At 68.5% G+C, this 18424-nt stretch carries 17 protein-coding genes; 14 read left to right on the forward strand and 3 right to left on the reverse strand.

The annotated features are described in order from the left end of the window. The first annotated feature begins 70 nt into the window (after positions 1–70). The 7 genes from C8E99_RS02220 (at position 71) to C8E99_RS02250 (ending at position 6466) form a co-directional block, all read left to right on the forward strand. Entirely contained in the window at positions 71–646 is a 576-nt protein-coding gene (locus C8E99_RS02220) for a F0F1 ATP synthase subunit B (protein WP_115930930.1), read from the forward strand. Then, complete coding sequence (locus C8E99_RS02225) at positions 646–1455, forward strand: F0F1 ATP synthase subunit delta (protein ID WP_115930931.1); 810 nt, start codon at positions 646–648, stop codon at positions 1453–1455. The genes C8E99_RS02220 and C8E99_RS02225 overlap by 1 nt, the downstream gene beginning before the upstream one ends. Before the next feature lie 80 nt (positions 1456–1535). Continuing rightward, entirely contained in the window at positions 1536–3173 is a 1638-nt protein-coding gene (atpA, locus tag C8E99_RS02230; protein WP_115933149.1) for a F0F1 ATP synthase subunit alpha, read from the forward strand. Between the two features lie 89 nt (positions 3174–3262). Next, positions 3263–4156 carry a F0F1 ATP synthase subunit gamma gene (locus tag C8E99_RS02235; RefSeq protein WP_115930932.1) on the forward strand — a complete coding sequence of 298 codons (894 nt, stop codon included), beginning with the start codon at positions 3263–3265 and terminating at the stop codon, positions 4154–4156. Between the two features lie 93 nt (positions 4157–4249). Further along, positions 4250–5707 carry a F0F1 ATP synthase subunit beta gene (atpD, locus tag C8E99_RS02240; protein ID WP_115930933.1) on the forward strand — a complete coding sequence of 486 codons (1458 nt, stop codon included), beginning with the start codon at positions 4250–4252 and terminating at the stop codon, positions 5705–5707. Positions 5708–5712: 5 nt separating this feature from the next. Beyond that, positions 5713–6006: a F0F1 ATP synthase subunit epsilon gene (locus C8E99_RS02245; protein WP_115930934.1), complete on the forward strand. Its 294-nt coding sequence runs from the start codon at positions 5713–5715 to the stop codon at positions 6004–6006. A 1-nt stretch (position 6007) separates the two neighbouring features. Beyond that, entirely contained in the window at positions 6008–6466 is a 459-nt protein-coding gene (locus C8E99_RS02250) for a DUF2550 family protein (RefSeq protein WP_115930935.1), read from the forward strand. 56 nt (positions 6467–6522) lie between these two features. Here the strand turns inward: C8E99_RS02250 and C8E99_RS02255 are convergent, their stop codons facing one another. Together C8E99_RS02255 and nucS are read right to left on the reverse strand one after the other, a co-directional pair. Further along, a complete protein-coding gene (locus C8E99_RS02255) occupies positions 6523–7575 on the reverse strand; it encodes a hypothetical protein (protein ID WP_115930936.1) in 1053 nt (350 codons plus the stop codon). 106 nt (positions 7576–7681) lie between these two features. Further along, entirely contained in the window at positions 7682–8377 is a 696-nt protein-coding gene (nucS, locus tag C8E99_RS02260) for an endonuclease NucS (RefSeq protein WP_115930937.1), read from the reverse strand. Between the two features lie 64 nt (positions 8378–8441). On the opposite strand from nucS, the gene C8E99_RS02265 reads away from it, so the two are divergent. Further along, on the forward strand, positions 8442–8777 hold the full coding sequence (locus tag C8E99_RS02265) for a hypothetical protein (RefSeq protein WP_115930938.1): 336 nt from the start codon (positions 8442–8444) through the stop codon (positions 8775–8777). Positions 8778–8815: 38 nt separating this feature from the next. Here C8E99_RS02265 and C8E99_RS02270 read toward each other — a convergent pair whose 3' ends face one another. Further along, positions 8816–10156: an AI-2E family transporter gene (locus C8E99_RS02270; RefSeq protein WP_115930939.1), complete on the reverse strand. Its 1341-nt coding sequence runs from the start codon at positions 10154–10156 to the stop codon at positions 8816–8818. 218 nt (positions 10157–10374) lie between these two features. On the opposite strand from C8E99_RS02270, the gene C8E99_RS02275 reads away from it, so the two are divergent. The 6 genes from C8E99_RS02275 (at position 10375) to C8E99_RS02300 (ending at position 18421) form a co-directional block, all read left to right on the forward strand. Further along, positions 10375–12231 carry a DUF8094 domain-containing protein gene (locus C8E99_RS02275; RefSeq protein ID WP_115930940.1) on the forward strand — a complete coding sequence of 619 codons (1857 nt, stop codon included), beginning with the start codon at positions 10375–10377 and terminating at the stop codon, positions 12229–12231. A gap of 98 nt (positions 12232–12329) precedes the next feature. After that, positions 12330–13352 carry a co-chaperone YbbN gene (locus tag C8E99_RS02280; protein WP_245952030.1) on the forward strand — a complete coding sequence of 341 codons (1023 nt, stop codon included), beginning with the start codon at positions 12330–12332 and terminating at the stop codon, positions 13350–13352. Between the two features lie 97 nt (positions 13353–13449). After that, positions 13450–14268 (forward strand): ABC transporter ATP-binding protein, encoded by an 819-nt coding sequence (locus tag C8E99_RS02285; protein WP_245952031.1) that lies wholly within the window; start codon positions 13450–13452, stop codon positions 14266–14268. Further along, on the forward strand, positions 14253–15830 hold the full coding sequence (locus C8E99_RS02290; protein WP_115930941.1) for a hypothetical protein: 1578 nt from the start codon (positions 14253–14255) through the stop codon (positions 15828–15830). Before C8E99_RS02285 ends, C8E99_RS02290 begins: the two co-directional genes overlap by 16 nt. Before the next feature lie 81 nt (positions 15831–15911). Beyond that, positions 15912–16298: a DUF3039 domain-containing protein gene (locus tag C8E99_RS02295; RefSeq protein ID WP_115930942.1), complete on the forward strand. Its 387-nt coding sequence runs from the start codon at positions 15912–15914 to the stop codon at positions 16296–16298. A gap of 278 nt (positions 16299–16576) precedes the next feature. Continuing rightward, complete coding sequence (locus C8E99_RS02300) at positions 16577–18421, forward strand: DEAD/DEAH box helicase (protein WP_245952032.1); 1845 nt, start codon at positions 16577–16579, stop codon at positions 18419–18421. Positions 18422–18424: the final 3 nt, after the last annotated feature.

An 18424-nucleotide genomic window follows, 5' to 3' on the forward strand; every position in this document is an offset into this window, starting at 1 on the left:
TTCCTGCCCTTCCCGGCCGGCTCGCCGGCCATCCACAGAGCAGGAAACTTCACCAAAGGATGGTTGAAACATGATCAGGTCTGAAGCGATTCTCGCTGCAGCCGAGGGCGCCAACCCCCTCGTTCCCAACTGGTGGGAGGTGCTCGTTACCGCCGTTGGCTTTGCCGTGTTGATGTTCCTCGTGGTGAAGTACATCGCCCCGGCTCTGGAGAACTCCTACCAGAACCGCGTCGACGCCATCGAGGGTGGTCTCGAGAAGGCCGAGAAGGCCCAGGCCGAGGCCAACGCCCTCAAGGCTGACTACGAGCAGCAGCAGCAGGAGGGCTACGCCGAGGCCAACCGCGTCCGCGAGGAGGCCCGTACCGAAGGCGCCCAAATCCTGGCCGAGGCCAGGGAAAAGGCGTCCGCCGAGTCCGCTCGTCTGGTCGAGCAGGCCCAGGTCCAGATCGCCGCTGAGCGACTGCAGGCCGAGACCTCGCTCCGCACCGACGTCGGCGCCCTGGCCACCACCCTGGCCAGCCGCATCGTCGGCGAATCCCTGGAGGACGACGCCCGCTCGCAGCGCGTGGTGGACCGGTTCCTCGAGGACCTCGAGCGGAACTCGACCGCCCGCACCGCGTCCGGCACGGCAGGTGTGGTTGAGTAATGGCAGGTGCATCGAGCGATTCGCTGGCCACCGCCCGGCAGGAACTGGACACCGTCCTGGTCTCCGGCGGCACCCAGCTGGCTTCCGAGCTTTTCACCGCCCTGGCGGCGGTGGACTCCAGCGCCCCATTGCGCCGCGCTCTGACCGACCCCTCGTGGTCGGTGGAGCGTCGCACCGGAGTCGTCGGCTCACTGTTCGGGTCCAAGGTGTCCGAGGATGCCCTGCGGGTCCTCAAAACCCTGGCCGGACTCAAGTGGTCCCGCACCCGGGACTACGGAGACTCACTCGAGCAGCTGGCCACCACCTCCGTGGCGGCCTCAGCCGAGCGCGACGGGCTGGACGGACTCGGACGGCTGTCCGACGAACTGTTGTCCTTCAACCGTGCGGTCCAGGAATCCCACGATCTCCAGCGTGCACTGACGGATCCGCAGGCTCCTGCCTCGGCCAAGGGAAACCTGGCTGAGCGGCTCCTGGGCAACGGTTCTGCCGAGGCCAAGCTCCTGGTCCGCCAGGCTGTGGAAGCACCGCGGGGCCACAAGCCCGTGGACCTCATCCGCGGTTTCGTGGACACCGTGGCGGAGCGCCAGAGGCTGTGGATCGCCGAAGTCACCGTGGCTCGCGCCCTGGCCCCGGCTCAGCAGGAGCGGCTTGCCGCTGCATTGAAGCGCCTCTTTGGCCGCGACCTGAAGTTGGACGTGGCCGTCGACCCCGAGCTGGTGGGTGGCATCCGGGTCCAGGTGGGAGACGACGTCGTCGACTCCTCCCTGCAGTCCCGACTGCACGACCTCCAGCGGAAGATGGCCGGCTGAGGCCGGTCTGACGAACCCACAAGACACCTTCGGTCATCGGCATGTCGATGATCACCAACCCCAGAGAGCAGGGAACGCAGATGGCCGACTTGACCATCAACGCTGACGATGTTCGCAATGCCCTGAATGAGTTCGCGGCATCCTACGAACCGGCCGGCACCGAACGTGTGGAGGTCGGCCACGTCGTCTCCGCCGCAGACGGCATTGCCCGTGTGGAGGGTCTGCCCTCCGTCATGGCCAACGAGCTGCTGCGCTTTGAGGACGGAACCCTGGGTCTGGCCCAGAACCTCGACACCCGTGAGATCGGCGTCGTCGTGCTCGGCGACTTCCAGGGCGTCGAAGAGGGCCAGGAAGTCCAGCGCACCGGTGAGGTCCTCTCCGTGCCGGTGGGGGACGCCTTCCTCGGCCGCGTGGTGGACCCGCTGGGTGCACCCCTGGACGACATGGGCCCGATCGAGGCCGAGGCCCGCCGCGCCATGGAGCTTCAGGCGCCGGGCGTCACGCAGCGCAAGTCCGTCGACGAACCGCTGCAGACCGGCATGAAGTCCATCGATGCCATGATCCCGATCGGACGCGGCCAGCGTCAGCTGATCATCGGTGACCGCCAGACCGGCAAGACCGCCATCGGCATCGACACCATCCTGAACCAGAAGGACAACTGGGAGTCCGGTGATCCGTCGAAGCAGGTGCGCTGCATCTACGTCGCCGTCGGCCAGAAGGCTTCGACGATCGCCTCCGTGCGCCAGACGCTCGAGGAGCACGGCGCCCTGGAGTACACCACCATCGTGGCGTCCCCGGCCTCCGACCCGGCCGGCTTCAAGTACCTGGCGCCCTACGCCGGTTCGGCCATCGGCCAGCACTGGATGTACGGCGGCAAGCACGTCCTCATCATCTTCGATGACCTCTCCAAGCAGGCCGAGGCCTACCGTGCGGTCTCGCTGCTGCTGCGCCGCCCGCCGGGCCGCGAGGCCTACCCGGGCGACGTGTTCTACCTGCACTCCCGCCTGCTGGAGAGGTGTGCCAAGCTGTCCGACGAACTGGGCGGCGGTTCCATGACCGGCCTGCCGATCGTGGAGACCAAGGCCAACGACGTCTCGGCCTACATCCCGACCAACGTCATCTCCATCACCGACGGACAGATCTTCCTGCAGTCGGATCTCTTCAACGCCAACCAGCGTCCGGCTGTCGACGTGGGCATCTCGGTGTCCCGCGTGGGTGGTGCGGCCCAGGTCAAGGCCATGAAGAAAGTCTCGGGCACGTTGAAGCTGGACCTGGCCCAGTACCGCGACCAGCAGGCCTTCGCCATGTTCGCCTCGGACCTGGATCCGGCGACCCGCCGTCAGCTGGCCCGCGGTGAGCGTCTGACCGAGCTGCTGAAGCAGCCGCAGTACTCCCCGTACCCGGTCGAGGAGCAGGTCGTGTCCATCTGGACCGGCTCCAACGGACACCTGGACGAGGTCCCGGTGGAGGATGTGCTGCGTTTCGAGCGTGACTTCCTGGACCACCTGCGTCGCAAGGAGGTCGTGCTCGGCCCGATCCGCGAGACCGGCAAGCTGGAGGACTCCACCCTCGAGGCGCTCAAGACCGAGGTCGAGGCGTTCAAGAAGGGCTTCTTCGGGGAGGGCGACAACAAGCTCGTCGCCGCCGGCCACGAGGAGCACGAGCCGCTGGCGGCCGATCAGGTCACCCAGGAAAAGATCGTCAAGCAGAAGCGCTGACCCGTTGTGCCGAGGGCAGTCCCGTCCGGTCCTTCCACCAGGAATGACCGGACGGGCGCCGGAGGCGGACGCGTAAGGAAAGGACCACCATGGGAGCCCAGATCCGGGTCTACCGCCAGAAGATCGCCTCGACCCAGTCGATGCAGAAGATCTTCAAGGCGATGGAGCTGATCGCCACGTCCCGCATCGGCAAGGCACGTGAACGCGTGTCCGCGTCGCTGCCGTACGCCAACGCGATCACCCGCGCCGTGTCCGCCGTGTCATCGCAGCAGGACATCGAACATGTGCTGACGTCCGAGGTCGAGAACCCGAAGCGCGCTGCCGTGCTGGTCCTCTCCTCGGACCGTGGCATGGCCGGCGCCTACTCGGCGAACATCCTGCGCCATGCGGAGGAACTGCTCGAGTCGCTGCATGCCGAGGGCAAGGAGACGGACATCTACCTCGTTGGCCGCAAGGCCCAGGGGTACTTCGACTTCCGCAATCGCGAGTACCAGGAAGTCTGGACCGGCAACACCGATGCGCCGGAGTTCCTGCGAGCCCGTGAGATCGGAGAGCGCCTCGTCGACTCGTTCCTGGAGGACACGGAAGCCGGTGGCGTGGACGAGATCCACGTCGTCTACACCGCCTTTCACTCGCTGGTCACCCAGGTGCCGACCGTCGTCCGTCTGCTGCCCCTCGAGGTGGTGGAGGAAGAGGTCAGCGACTCCACGGAGTTGTACCCGCTCTACGAGTACGAGCCGGCTCCGGAGGACGTCCTGGACGCCCTGCTGCCGAAGTACATCGAGTCCCGGATCTTCTCGGCCATGCTCCAGGCCTCCGCATCCGAGCTGGCCAACCGCCAGCGCGCGATGAAGTCGGCCGGGGACAACGCCAAGGATCTGGTCACTGAGTACACCCTGAAGATGAACAACGCCCGCCAGGCCGAGATCACGCAGGAACTGACCGAGCTGATCGCCGGTGCGGACGCGCTCAGCGCGTCCTGACCGGGCACCGGCTCTTCACCTGACGAGCCACCTGACTGCCAACTGACCGTCAACTGACTGTCAACCTCCAGCCACACCAAAGAAGTGAGAGAGATGACTGCCACCACGAACGAACAGGGCACCGGTACCGCCACCGGTGGCGCCACTGGCCGCATCGCCCGCGTGATCGGGCCGGTGATCGACGCTGAGTTCCCGGCCGATGCCATGCCGGGCCTGTACAACGCTCTGACCGCCGAGCTCACCGTCAACGGCGAGACCCGCACCATCACCTTCGAGACCGCGCAGCACCTGGGTGACAACCTGGTCCGCGCCATCTCCCTGCAGGCCACCGACGGCCTGGTCCGCGGTTCGTCCGTGCTCGATTCAGGTGCCCCGATCTCCGTGCCCGTGGGTGAGGTCGTCAAGGGACACATCTTCAACGTCCTCGGCGAGTCCCTCGACGTGCCGACCTCGCAGCTTGAGGTCACCGAGCGCTGGCCCATCCACCGTCCGGCTCCGAACTTCGCCTCCCTCGAGGGCTCCACGGAGATGCTCGAGACCGGCATCAAGGTCATCGACCTGCTGACCCCGTACATCAAGGGCGGCAAGATCGGCCTGTTCGGCGGCGCCGGCGTGGGCAAGACCGTGCTCATCCAGGAGATGATCACGCGTGTGGCCCGCAACTTCGGCGGCACCTCGGTGTTCGCCGGTGTCGGTGAGCGCACCCGTGAGGGCAACGACCTCTGGGTCGAGATGGAAGAGGCCAACGTCCTCAAGGACACCGCCCTGGTGTTCGGCCAGATGGATGAGCCGCCGGGAACGCGTCTGCGCGTCGCCCTCTCGGCCCTGACGATGGCGGAGTACTTCCGTGACGAGATGAACCAGGACGTGTTGTTGTTCATCGACAACATCTTCCGGTTCTCCCAGGCCGGTTCCGAGGTCTCCACGCTGCTGGGCCGCATGCCCTCGGCCGTGGGCTACCAGCCGAACCTCGCCGATGAGATGGGCGTGCTGCAGGAGCGGATCACCTCCACCCGCGGTCACTCCATCACCTCGATGCAGGCCGTCTACGTGCCCGCGGACGACTACACCGACCCGGCGCCGGCGAACGTGTTCGCACACCTGGACGCCACCACGAACCTGACGCGTACCCTGGCCTCCCGTGGCCTGTACCCGGCCGTGGACCCGCTGGCATCGACCTCCCGCATCCTCGACCCGCAGTACGTGGGCCAGGATCACTACGATGCCGCCACCCGCGTCAAGCAGATCCTCCAGAAGAACAAGGAACTGCAGGACATCATCGCGATCCTCGGTGTGGACGAGCTCTCCGAAGAGGACAAGATCGTCGTCTCGCGTGCCCGCCGCATCGAACAGTTCCTGTCCCAGAACACCTACACCGCCAAGCAGTTCACCGGTGTCGAGGGTTCGACCGTGCCGATCAAGGACACCGTCGAGGGCTTCACCGCCATCGCCAACGGCGACCTTGACCACATCTCCGAGCAGGCGTTCTACAACGTCGGCGGGCTGGATGACGTCGAGCGCAACTGGGCCAAGATCCAGTCGGAGAACTGATCCGCATGGCTGAGCACGAACTCGAAGTGGAGATCGTCGCCGAGGACCGCTTCGTGTGGTCCGGGCCGGCGCAGTCGGTCAGCGCCCGGACCGCAGAAGGCGAGATCGGCATCCTGCCGGGTCACACCCCGATGCTGGCCGTGCTGGGCGATGGCGACGTCGTGGTCCAGCAGACCAACGGGCAGACCCTCACGGCACATGCCGAGGGCGGGTTCTTCTCCGTGGACAACGACCGCGTCGTGATCGTGGCCGGGGCAGCGTCCCTCGACGGCGACTCCGCCGAGCAGGGCGCAGCCTGAGGTGACGCCCGGGTGGTCCGCGCTGATCGCAGCGGTGCTGGCTGCCCTGGTGGCGGCCGTCCTGGTCGTCGCCTTCATGGTCTACTGGCGCTGGCGCACCCTGGTGCGCACCCCCGGGACCTTCACTGCCCGCATTCGCGGGGCAGGTGAGGGCACCGGGGGTGCCCTCGTCATCGGGCGGTACGACGAATCCGGTCTTGACCTCATGACGGTGGCCTCGGTGGATCCGCGGCCCCGCTGGTCAGCGGCCCGGCACCTGTTGCGGCTGCACCGCGAAGGGGCGGTCCGACAGGACGGCTCGGTGGTGGTGCGCGTGGACGGCGGACCGGCCCCGGTCGACCTGGTCATCCAGGCGGACGCCTGCGCCGGCCTCTCGGCCTGGATCGAATCCGGTCCGGCCGTGGGCTTCGGCACCTGGCGGGAGCTCCCGCCGCGGGGCTACCGGCGCAGGGCCCACTAGGACACCTCACGATCTGAACGTCAACAGGCCCCCGGCATCGCCGGGGGCCTGTTGCTTTAAGGTGCCTCAGGCGCGCTATCAGGGCCCGGAGCACCCGGAGGGACGACGACGGCCGGCGGGCCGGGCGCTATCGTCCCGTTCTCGGCGTCCCAGTCCCACTCGACCCACCCCGAAGCGCGGCGTGCGGACGGCAGGGTGAGGGCCGGCGTCGTGCTCACGGCGGGGACCGCGAGTTCCGGTGGAACGCCCCACGCGAGCAGGTTCCGCAGCGCATCGTCCAGAGCCACTGCGCCGGAGGCCAGGGTTGAGTGACCCGCCAGTCGGGGTGCGCGGGTACTTCCATTGAGGGTGTTTCCGGTGGTCTCGATGGCGACCGCGCCCAGCGTGTAGGAGCCCGGGGGCGCGTCGGTGGCCGCGGAGGCGTCTGAGACCACACAGACGGCCCCCGGGGCGTGGCGCAGGACGTCCAGGATGACACCGCGGTCCACATGGAGGCCGTCAGCCACCAACTCGATTCGGAGGTCTCCCCGGGCAGCAGCGCGCAGGGCCGTCGGAACCGGTCCCGGGGCGCGGTGGTGGAATCCGGGCATGGCGTTGAAGAGGTGGGTCACGGCGGGGCACCGGTCCCGGCCCAGCGTCTGCATCCCGGTCCACCGCAGCAGTGCCGTGGCGAACTCGGCCTCCGTGGCATCGGTGTGCCCGGGGGAGGGCAGGATGCCCGCGGCGAACAGGGTGCGCTCCACCCACTCTGCACCTTTGAGTTCGGGGGCATAGGTCATGGATACGATCGCTTGGTTGTCCGGGCCGCCGTGGTCGGGGTGTCCGGCCCGCACCAGGGACTCCAGCAGCCGGCGTGACCGGTCAGAGCCTGGCTCCAGGACATCGTCGGCGGATTGGGCCCCGCAGCGGTGGCGGGACAGGAACGGCCCCTCCAGGTGGAGGCCGGCCAGGGTGCCCTCCCAGACCAGCGGGGCGAGTCTCCGGACGGCGGCCAGCAGGTCAGGGGCGGGCAGAGTCGGGAGGGAGGCCACGACGCGGGTCACGCCCCGCCGGGACAGCTCTCGAAGTGCGTCACGGACGTGGTGCACGGGCGCCGTGGCGAAGTCCACGCCGGCCAGTCCATGGCAGTGCTGGTCGACGAGCCCGGGCGTGATGAGTCGTCCCGTCCGCGGTCCGGAGGCGGGGCGGGGTGGGACAGCCGCGTCAGACGCCGGATCAGAAGAGCCGGGACTCGGCATCGTCCACGCCGCGCATGGCGTCGTAGTCCAGGGTCAGGCAGCGGATGCCCCGGTCCTCGGCCAGGGTGCGGGCCTGGGGCTTGATCTGTTGTGCGGCGTAGACGCCCCGGACCGGGGCCAACAGCGGATCGCGGTTCATCAGCTCGAGGTAGCGGGTGAGCTGCTCCACGCCGTCGATGTCCCCGCGGCGCTTGAGCTCCACGGCCACCGAGCCGCCGGTGGCATCCCGCGCGAGGATGTCCACGGGGCCGATGGCGGTCATGTACTCACGGCGCACCAGCGTGTGGCCGTCGCCGAGCAGGTCGATCTGCTCGGCCAACAGCCGTTGCAGGTCAGACTCGACGCCGTCCTTGACCAGTCCCGGATCCACGCCGAGCTCGTGGGAGGAGTCATGCAGGATCTCGAAGAGGTGCACGATCAGCCGGTCGTCCGACTTCGTGGCCTGCACCGTCCAGACCTGGACCACACCCTCGGCGGCCAGCTCCTCGGTGGGTTCGGTCGTGCGCAGGGTCGCCGGCGGGCTCATCCAGTTCAGCGGCTTGTAGGAGCCGCCGTCCGAATGCACCAGCACGGAGCCGTCGGCCTTGACCAAGAGCAGGCGGGTCGCCTGGGGCAGGTGGGCGCGCAAACGCCCTTCGTAGTTGACGGAACACCGGGCTATTACCAAACGCACACAGGGGAGTCTAGCGGTCCGGGGGACGGGGCCGTGAAAGGACGGGCTGTGGAAAGATGGTGACGTGCCACGCTCGAACCGCCCACGCCGCCCCGGGCCCTCCCGGCGCCAGGCGCCGGCACCCGGTCGGCAGGACCGGTTGGATGACCTGCTGGGCCTGGATCCCGGGTACCGGCAGGAACAGGGGCACGACGGCGGCTGGCACGTCCGCCAGATCGCCGCCTGGCGCGCGGTGAAGGACTACACCTGCCCCGGTTGCGGCCGGACGATTCCGCCCGGGATGGCGCACCTGGTGACCTGGCGCAGCGATTCGATCTTCGGTGACGAGGCGGCCGGCGCAGACCGGCGTCATTGGCACCAGCCCTGCTGGTCCAATCGCCGGCAGGACGGGCTCTACTGACGGACTGTCTGCTGACGGACTCCCTACTGACAGGCTGCCTAGATCCGGTCCTGCCGCGGGATCAGCACTTCCTTGACCACCAGCATGATGGCCGCCGCGAGTGGGATGGCCATCAGTGCGCCCAGCACCCCGAGGAGGGCGGCCCCGGCGATAACGGCGATCACGGCGACGGAACCCGGCACGGCCACGGCCTTGCTCATCACGCGCGGGGAGACGAAGTAGGCCTCGACCTGGAGGTAGATGAAGTAGATGGCGGCGAAGATCAGGGCCTGCTGCCATCCGCCGGTCAAGGCCACGAGGGTCAGGATGATCCCGCCGGTCATGGCGCCCACGAGGGGGATGAAGGCCATTAGTCCGGCGAAGAAGGCCAGGAGCGCACCGAAGGGCATCCCGGCGATGGAGATGGCGATGAAGGCGACCAGACCGTTGAGGCCCGCCACGACCGACTGACCGATGACGTAGTGACCCACGGATGAGGTGATCTCCTCACCGAGGTACTCCACCCGAGGGCGCCGGGTGCTCGGGGCCAACCGGTAGGCCCAGAACTTCATGGCCGGCAGGGTGGCGAGGAAGTACAGGGTCAGCACCAGCACGATCAGCACGGAGAACCCGGTGTTGACGATGGCGGTGCCCACCCCGAAGAGTCCGCCGAAGACGGCCGTGACGTTGGACGAGTCACCGATGAACTTCTCCAGCTCCGTCACGGCGATGTCCCGGATGCCGAACTGGCTGTCCAGGTCGTAGAAGAACTGCGATTCCAGGAAGTCAGAGACCATGGCCGGCAGGTCGTTGACGAAGGCTGTGGTCTGCTCGACCACCGTGGGGATGAGCAGGGAGAAGAAGAGCGTCAGGATCGCAGCGAGCAGCAGCACCGCCGCAGCGACGCCCACCCCTCGGGGAGCACCCCAGGATTCGATGCGCCGGACCACGGGGTCCAGTCCGAGGGAGATGAACAGGGCCGCGCCGATCCACACGAGCAATTGGGTGTTGGCGGAGATGATCCCGTACAGCAGGAAGGCCAGACCCACGCCGAACGTGAACAGGAAGCCGGTCTGGACCGGATGGGCCCACTGGACCAGGCGCACGCGGTGGGACGGGTCGGCGGCGTCGGCGGCACGGACTGCGGACCCCGTATTCGCCTCGATCTCTGCGGCGGAAGGTGACGTGGCCGCCGGGCGGAGCTCGAATCGGGGACGGGGCCGTGCACCGGGAAGCCGGCGCGCGGCCCACCACCGTCGGAGGAGGCTGGGGCGCGGCGCGGCGGCCGCGACGTCAGCGGCTGGCTCTGCGGGGGTACGGGAGGCTGTCCCGGCCGTGCTGTCAGAAGCGGCCTCGGGGACGGAATCGGAAGCCGCGTGGGGGGAGTCGTGGTCCTGCACAAGCCACAGGTTACGTCACCGGCAAGAGTCGCGGGACGACCTGCGTCGTTATCATTTGGTGACCTTCTCGGTATACTGGGGTGTTGAGGTGCGGCAGGGTTCTGCCCTTGCACCACGAGCACCCATGGCACCGCCACACACCACAGCCACAGACGACACCCCCGAACCACAGACAGGTAGACCGCGTGCGAGTTGTTTCCGGAGTAGTAGCCCTGATATTGGGCCTTGCCGCCATTTTCGGCGCCGTCGGCCTGCAGACGATCTGGGCCCCTCCGGCGACGCTGACGGCCGCGACGGACCAGTCCTCCGTCGATGCCGCGCCGGATGCCCCCCTGACCGTCATCACCGGTGGCATCAACGAGGTCGCAGAGGACCCGGTGGACTACACGCTCACCGGTGACGGCGACTACACGGTCATGCTCGGCCAGACCCGGGACATCGAGGCGTGGATCGGCGACGCCGCCCACAACACCGTCACCGGCGTCGAGACCGAGGTCGCGGACGGACAGGACCCGAGGCTCGTGGTGGAGCACACCGAGGGAGAGGCCACAGTTCCCGACCCCGCCGGTTCCGATCTGTGGGTGGACACCCAGGAGGCCAGCGGCACGATCGACCAGCGGTGGTCCGTGCCGTCCGAGGGGGACTGGTCCCTGTTGGTCGCCGCTGACGGCACCGAACCCGCACCGGCCGAGATGACGGTGAGCTGGACCAACACCCTCGGCGACAGCCCGTGGATCGTCCCGCTGGCCATCATCGGTGGCCTGCTGGTCCTCGCCGGACTCGGCCTGCTGGTGTGGGCGCTCCTGATCCGTCGCCGTTCGGCTCCGGGCAACACGGGAAACCACCACCACCATCACAACGACAACAACGACGACGGCGGCGCCGGCCGAACCAGCGCCGGCTCCCCGGACGTGCGAGGCAGCTCGGCCTCGACCATTCCGAACACCTCGACCACGCCGCCCACCGACGGCACCGGTCAGGTCTCCCGCACGCAGACTTCCCGCACGCAGGCTGCCCGCCCTCATGCGTCCCGTGCCCGGCTCGCCGGCCTCCTGGCCGGAAGCCTGGCGCTGGCGGGTGTCCTGGGTGTGGGCCCGGCGACCGCACAGGGCACCCAGAGTGCTCCAGCCAGCGACGCGCCCCAGGCCTCAGACGAGGCGTCGGCTGACGAGAACGGCCAGTACCCGATCCTGACCGACAGCCAGTTGGAGCGCATCCTCGGCCAGATCGAGTCGGTCGTGGCCGAAGGTGATGCGGAGCAGGATCCCGAGGTCCTCAAGCCCCGCGTGGCCGACCCCCAACTGTCCATGCGGGGCGCCAACTACGCCAATGTCCAGGTCTCGGACGACGTGCGGGCGGCAGAGCCGGTGGCGGCCGCACCCATCCGATCCGTGCTGGCTCCCGCCGATCCTGCGTTCCCCCGCACGGTCACCGTGGTGACCCAGGGTGAGGACAACGCCACCCCGCAACTGCTGATGCTGCGGCAGGATTCCGCGCGGGCGCAGTACCGGCTGGTGACCGCCGCATCCATGATCCCGGCGGCCAGGCTGCCGGCCAGCGACCTGTCCAACACCGAGGTCGAGATGGTGGCGGAGGATGACGGCAGTGGTCTGGTCATGTCGCCCGCCACCGCCGTGGACGGGCTGGCTCGGTACCTGAATGTGCCGGACCACTCCTTCGGTGACCAGTTCACGAACAACAGCATGGTGGACGGCATCCACGACTACCAGGCCAGCATTGAGGAGGAGGCGCCGGATGCCCGCCTGTCCCTCCTCCGTGAGTCCATTCCGGGGACGACGACCACGATGCGCCTGGCCGACGGCTCCGCCCTGGTGATCGGTCTCCTGGACGCCAGGATGACCATCGCCCCGCGCGAGGAGGGTGCCACGGTGATGGTGGACGAGGTGGCAGCCGCCCTGGCCGGCGAAGACAGCACTGAAAGCGACTCGCCGGTGGAGATGACGTACCGTGAGGTGGTGGCCCTGCGCATCCCGGCCGAGGGAGCCACCGGAGACGAGGCCAAGGTCTCCATGGTGGCCCTGACGGACGAGTTGCAGTCCGTCACCTACGAGTGACGGACGGCCGGACCACACAGTGTGGGCCGGATCGTCGTCGACCCAGCCCGCGCTCAAGTTCCTGATCTAGCTCTCGATCCATTCAAGGAGTGCCCGGAATGTCCCAGCAGCCCCCAGCCATGCCGACCCACCTGCGAGGGGCCCTCGACCTGTCCGCGCTCAAGCGGCCGGCGGGCCAACCCGGACCGCAAAGCCAGCCCGGACAAGCCGGACAGCCGGCACAGCCCGGACAAGCCGGCCAGCAGTCAGCCCAGGGCGGGCCAGCGGGAAGTTGGGTCCTGGACAATGCCAGCCAGGGTGACCTGCAGCAGCTGATCCAGCTTTCCTCCCGTGTGCCGGTCCTTGTCCACCTGGCAGCACCCTCGAACCCCGCGAGCCAGCAGATCGATGATCTCGTGGCCCCGGCCGTGGACGCGCGGGGCGGTCAGCTGATTCTGGCCAGAGTGGATGCCGAGGCCGACCCGCAGGTCCTACAGGTCTTCGGGCTGGCCGCCGGGCCGGCCGTCGTCGCCGTCCTGGCCGGTCAGCCGATCCCGGTCCTGAACCAGGCGGTTCCCGCCGACCAGCTCGAGCAGCTCCTGGACGAGCTGCTCGCCGCCGCAGCCCAGAACGGCGTCTCCGGCACCGTGCCTCCTCTGGCCCCGGCCCGCGAGTACGGCCAGGGTGCCGTCGGGGCAGCCGGGCACGACGTTCCGGCCGCCCCGGCGCTGCCACCGTTGCATCAAGAGGCCCAGGACGCGCTCGAGGCCGGCCAGTACGAGGCTGCCGAGGGCGCCTACCGCAGGGCCCTGGCCGAGAATCCTGCCGATGCCGAGGCCAAGGTGGGGCTGTCCCGCGCCGGCCTGTTCGCGCGGACCGCGGCCATGGACTCGAACGCCGTGCGGGAACGCGGCGCCACCGAGCCGGACGAGGCCCAGGCCCAGATCGATGTGGCTGATCTCGACGTGCTCGGCGGCCACGTGGAGGACGCCTTCAACCGACTGGTCCGCTTCATCGCCGGCCACCCGGGACAGGAGCGGAACACCGTCCGCGAGCACCTCGTGGACCTCTACACCGTGGTGGGTGACCAGGACCCGCGTACGTCCGCGTCCCGCAAGGCGCTGGCCATGGCGCTGTTCTAGACACTCGCCACACTGGTCCATCTCCTGACTTAAGTCATCGCCGTCCTGGCCATGGCGCTCTCGTGGTCTGGGCCCCGCCCTTGCTAGCGTCAGGGGCATGAGCAATCCTGAGAGCTCCCTGTCCGCGCCGTTCCCGCCACAACAGCCCGGTGCCGTGCCGGATCCGGACACGGCGCTGGCCATCCGTGGCCTGGCCAAGCGCTTCGGGGAGAAGATCGCCGTCAACGGCATCTCCCTGGACGTGCCCGCGGGCTCGTTCTACGGACTGGTCGGACCGAACGGTGCCGGCAAGACCACCGCCATGTCCATGGCGACGGGACTGCTGCGCCCGGACCACGGACAGGTCTGGATCCACGGCACCGATGTCTGGTCCGAGCCCCTGACCGCCAAACGGCGCATGGGCGTGCTCGCTGACGGCGTGCGCCTCTTCGACCGGCTCACCGGGGAACAGCTCGTCACCTACTCGGGTCTCCTGCGCGGGCTGGACCGGGACACGGTGGCCGAGCGCACCGCCGATCTCCTGAGGGTCATGGACCTCACGGGGGATGCCGGCAAGCTCGTGGTGGACTACTCGGCCGGCATGACCAAGAAGGTCGCGCTGGCCTCGGCCATGATCCATGCCCCGAAGGTCCTGGTCCTGGATGAGCCCTTCGAGGCCGTGGATCCGGTCTCCGCCGCCAATATCCGCGACATCCTGGCGCAGTTCGTGCAGTCGGGCGGAACGGTGATCGTCTCCAGCCACGTCATGGACCTCGTCCAGCGGATGTGTGACCACGTGGCCATCATCGCCCAGGGCAATCTGCTGGCGGCCGGGACCGTGGACGAGGTCCGGGACGGACAGAGCCTCGAGGACCGCTTCGTGGATCTCGTGGGCGGCCGTTCGACCGGAGAGGGCTTGTCATGGTTGCGCACCTGATCCGCATGAAGCTGGCCATCACGGTCAACGGGTGGAAGAAGAGCACCGGCCAGCTGGTGCTGGCCATCCTGCTCATGGCGTATCTCGCCTTCGTCCTGGTGATGTTGGGCGTCGGGGCCTCGTTCATGCCCGAGCTCGAGACGGATGCCCGGGGCGCGATCCTCACGTTGGTGGGGGCGGTCGCCGTGCTCGCCTGGATCATCGTCCCCGTGTTCTTCACCGGTGTGGACCTGACCCTGGACCCGGCGAACTTCGCGACCTTCGGGGTCCCGTCCCGTCAGCTGGTCCTGGGGCTGGCCATGGCCGGACTCGCCACGATCCCCGGTGCGGCCACCCTCATCGGCTTCCTGCTGTCAACGCTTGCGTGGCGGGATCAGGCCGGCGCGATGTTGTTGGCGGTGCCGACCACCATCCTCGGGGCCGTTTTCTGCATCTGCATCTCCTACGCGGTGACCGGGCTGCTGGCCGGGATCACCGGACAGCGGCGGATCCGCGAGATCATGTCCATCGTTGCCTTCATTCCCCTGATGCTGGCTGGTGTGATCCTCACCGGCATCGTCGAATCCGTGGAGGCTGCCCTGGAGCAGCTGCCCGGCCTGGCAGCCATCATCGCCTGGACCCCGCTCGGCTCCTTCACCGGCGCCCCCTGGGCGCTGGCCGAAGGGCGCCCACTCGAGGCCCTGGTCCAGGCGGTGCTGTGCCTGGTGTGGGTGGCCGCGGCCCTGTGGCTCTGGCAGCTGGCCGTGAACCGCAGCTATGCGCAAGTGCGCGGATCTGGTCCCGCCAGCTCGAAGACCAAGACCGGACTGGGCCTGCTGGGTGTGTTCCCGGGGACGCCGGCCGGAGCCATCGCCGCCCGCTCGCTGATCTACTGGCTCAAGGACCCCCGCTACTCGGCCTCCCTCGTGGTGCTGCCGCTGCTGCTGGTGCTCTTCTGGTTCCTCGGCTACCAGTCCGGTGAGTACGTCATGATCCTGTTGATGGGTCCCATCACCGGCTTCATGCTCGGATACTCCGTCTCCGCGGACATCAGCTACGACGGGTCGGCCTTCGCCCAGCACGTGACCGCCGGTGTCTCCGGCCGGGATGACCGCGTCGGCCGGATCGGCTCCCTGCTGGCGTGGGGGACCCCCGTGACGCTGCTGTTCACCGTCGCCACCGTGTGGATGGCCGGCCAATGGTGGCTGCTGCCCGGGCTGATCGGCATCGGAGTCGGCGCCCTGTTGACCGGGGCTGGTGTCTCCGCCCTGGTCTCAGCCCGGTTCATCTACCCTGTACCGCCACCCGGCGCCAGCCCGTTCGCCACGCCTGAAGGCGGTGGCATGCGCATGATGCTCATCTCCCTCGGAGCCATGGTCGTGGTCGGTGCGCTCTGCCTGCCGGGCCTGATCCTCTACGTCGTGGCCTTGGCCACCGGCACCACGCTGCTGATGTGGATCACCCTCGTGGTGGGCCTGGGACTGGGGGTGTTCCTGCTGTGGCTGGGCATCCGGCTCGGCGCGAAGTGGTTCGACCGCTCCCAGGCAGAGACCTACCAGTCAGTGCTGGCCGCCACCGGCTGAGCGTCCCCGTCCTTGATCCTGCCGCCGGACTTGCCCGCGGACTTGCCTCCACCCCGGTGCCGGGGCGGTAGACTGGCGGACATGAGTTTGCCTGCCGATCCTGACCCCCATCAGCCTGGCGCCCCGGGGGCTCCCGGCGGCCCTAGCAGCGGCGGAGCCGCGGTCCTCGACCGCCAGGAGCAGCTGCAGGATGCCGAGCCGGGCGACCACGAACGCTTCTCCCACTATGTCCGCAAGGAGAAGATCATGGAGTCCGCCGTCACCGGCGATCCCGTGGTGGCCCTGTGCGGCAAGGTGTGGACCCCGGGCCGGGACCCGGAGCGGTTCCCGGTCTGCCCGGAGTGCAAGGAGATCTACGACGGCCTGAAGGCCCCCAGGGACGGCAACTCCGGCGGCAACTCCGGCGGGGATTCCGGGAAGGGCGGATCCGGTGGGGGACGGCGCGGCTGGTTCGGCGGCCGCGGCTGAGCCGCGGTCTACCTCTGACCTGACCGCTTGACTGTCCCGCTGTGAACTCCGTTGCCTTTCGCACCCTTTGAAGCCGTTTGAGACCGTGCATTGACACCGCGTTTGACATCGTTTTACACCGTTTGACACCCGACTATCCTTGACCGCGCTCACATGACGGACCGCGCCTCACCCGGCCGGCCGGCGTCGTGCCGATGATTTCCTGATCACGCGGTCCCGGACCGTTCCACGCATGACGATGTGCATGCCCACGCCCGCAAGGAGGCCTCCGAAGATCCGTGTCTGATCCTGTGACTGATGCCGCGCCCGGCGCCCTGTTCCATATCGGCGATGACCTGCCCCCGGCACTGCCGGAGCGGGCTGCCTGGGGTACCGCCCAGAAGCTGCGTCAATGGCAGCAGGAGGCCCTGGAGCTGTACTTCTCCAAGCAGCCGCAGGACTTCATGGCGGTCGCCACCCCCGGCGCCGGCAAGACCACGTTCGCCCTGCGCGTGGCCAAGATGCTGCTGGAGGCCGGGACCGTCACCCGCATCGCCGTCGTCGCGCCGACGGAGCACCTCAAGCGCCAGTGGGCGGATTCGGCGGCCCGCATCGGCGTCGCGATCGATCCCAACTTCAAGAACTCGGACGGACGGCACGGGGACGAGTACATCGGCGTCGCGCTGACGTACGCCCAGGTCGCATCGAAACCCGTCCTGCACCGCAACCGCACCGAGAACGCACGAACCCTGGTGATCCTGGATGAGATCCACCACGGCGGCGACGCCCTGAGCTGGGGTGACGGCATCCGCGAGGCGTTCGAGCCCGCCACCCGGCGGCTGTCCTTGACCGGTACCCCGTTCCGCTCCGACACGGCGACCATCCCGTTCGTCGAGTACGTGGAGTACGACGACGGCATCCGCCGCTCGAAGTCCGACTACACCTACGGCTATGGTCCGGCCCTGCGCGACCACGTGGTGCGTCCGGTGATCTTCATGGCGTACTCCGGCCAGATGCGCTGGAAGACCAGCACGGGCGACATCATGGAGGCTCAGCTCGGCGAGGCTGCCACCAAGGACATCACGGCCCAGGCCTGGCGGACGGCGCTCAACCCGGAGGGGGAGTGGGTCCCCTCGGTCCTGGCGGCCGCGGATCGTCGCCTCACCGAGGTGCGGCGCAATGTGCCCGACGCCGGCGCGCTCGTCATCGCGACCGACCATGAGGATGCGCGGGCGTACGCCGCGCAGCTCCAGCGGATCACCGGCGAGGAGGTCACCGTGGTGCTCTCGGACGACAAAGGGGCCTCGGACAAGATCGAGGAGTTCTCGGCCGGGACCCAGCGGTGGATGGTCGCGGTGCGCATGGTGTCCGAGGGCGTCGACGTGCCGCGGCTCTGCGTGGGTGTGTACGCCACGTCCACATCCACGCCGCTGTTCTTCGCCCAGGCCGTCGGCCGCTTCGTGCGTTCCCGCAAACGCGGGGAGACCGCCAGTGTCTTCCTGCCGTCGGTGCCGCAGCTGATGCTGCTGGCCAACGAGATGGAGGCCGAGCGGGACCACGCCCTGGACCGGCCCGAGTCCGCGGCCGGGGTGGACGGGCTTGAGGATCTGTCCCTGTCTCCGGAAGAGGACCTGCTGGCCGCGGCCAACCGGCAGGAGAGGGCCTCGGACTCCCTGACGAAGTCCGAGTTCAAGGCCTTGGAATCCCAGGCGTCCTTTGACAAGGTCCTGTTCGACGGCTCCGAATTCGGCACCGGAGGGGCGATCGGTTCGGAGGACGAGCTGGACTTCCTCGGCATCCCGGGTCTCCTGGACGCCGAGCAGGTGGGAGAGCTGTTGCGTCAGCGCCAGGCCGATCAGCTCAAGCGCCGGCCCCAGACCAGCGGGAACGCAGCGTCGGGCCAGGGGCACCACGGTGCCGGCCCGGGGGCCGAACAGGTGGTGGACCACCGTCGTCTCAAGCAGATGAGGTCGGAGCTGTCCAAGAACGTCTCGGCGTGGTCTGCGCGGTCCGGGACCCCGCACGGGATGATCCACAACCGCCTCCGCGAGATCAGCGGCGGCCCGGCCGTGCCCCAGGCAACGGCGGAGCAACTGGAGACCCGGCTGAAGACCCTTCAGGGCTGGTTCGTCGGACGGAAGTGATCT

The organism is Citricoccus muralis, assembly GCF_003386075.1.
GTDB lineage: Bacteria > Actinomycetota > Actinomycetes > Actinomycetales > Micrococcaceae > Citricoccus > Citricoccus muralis.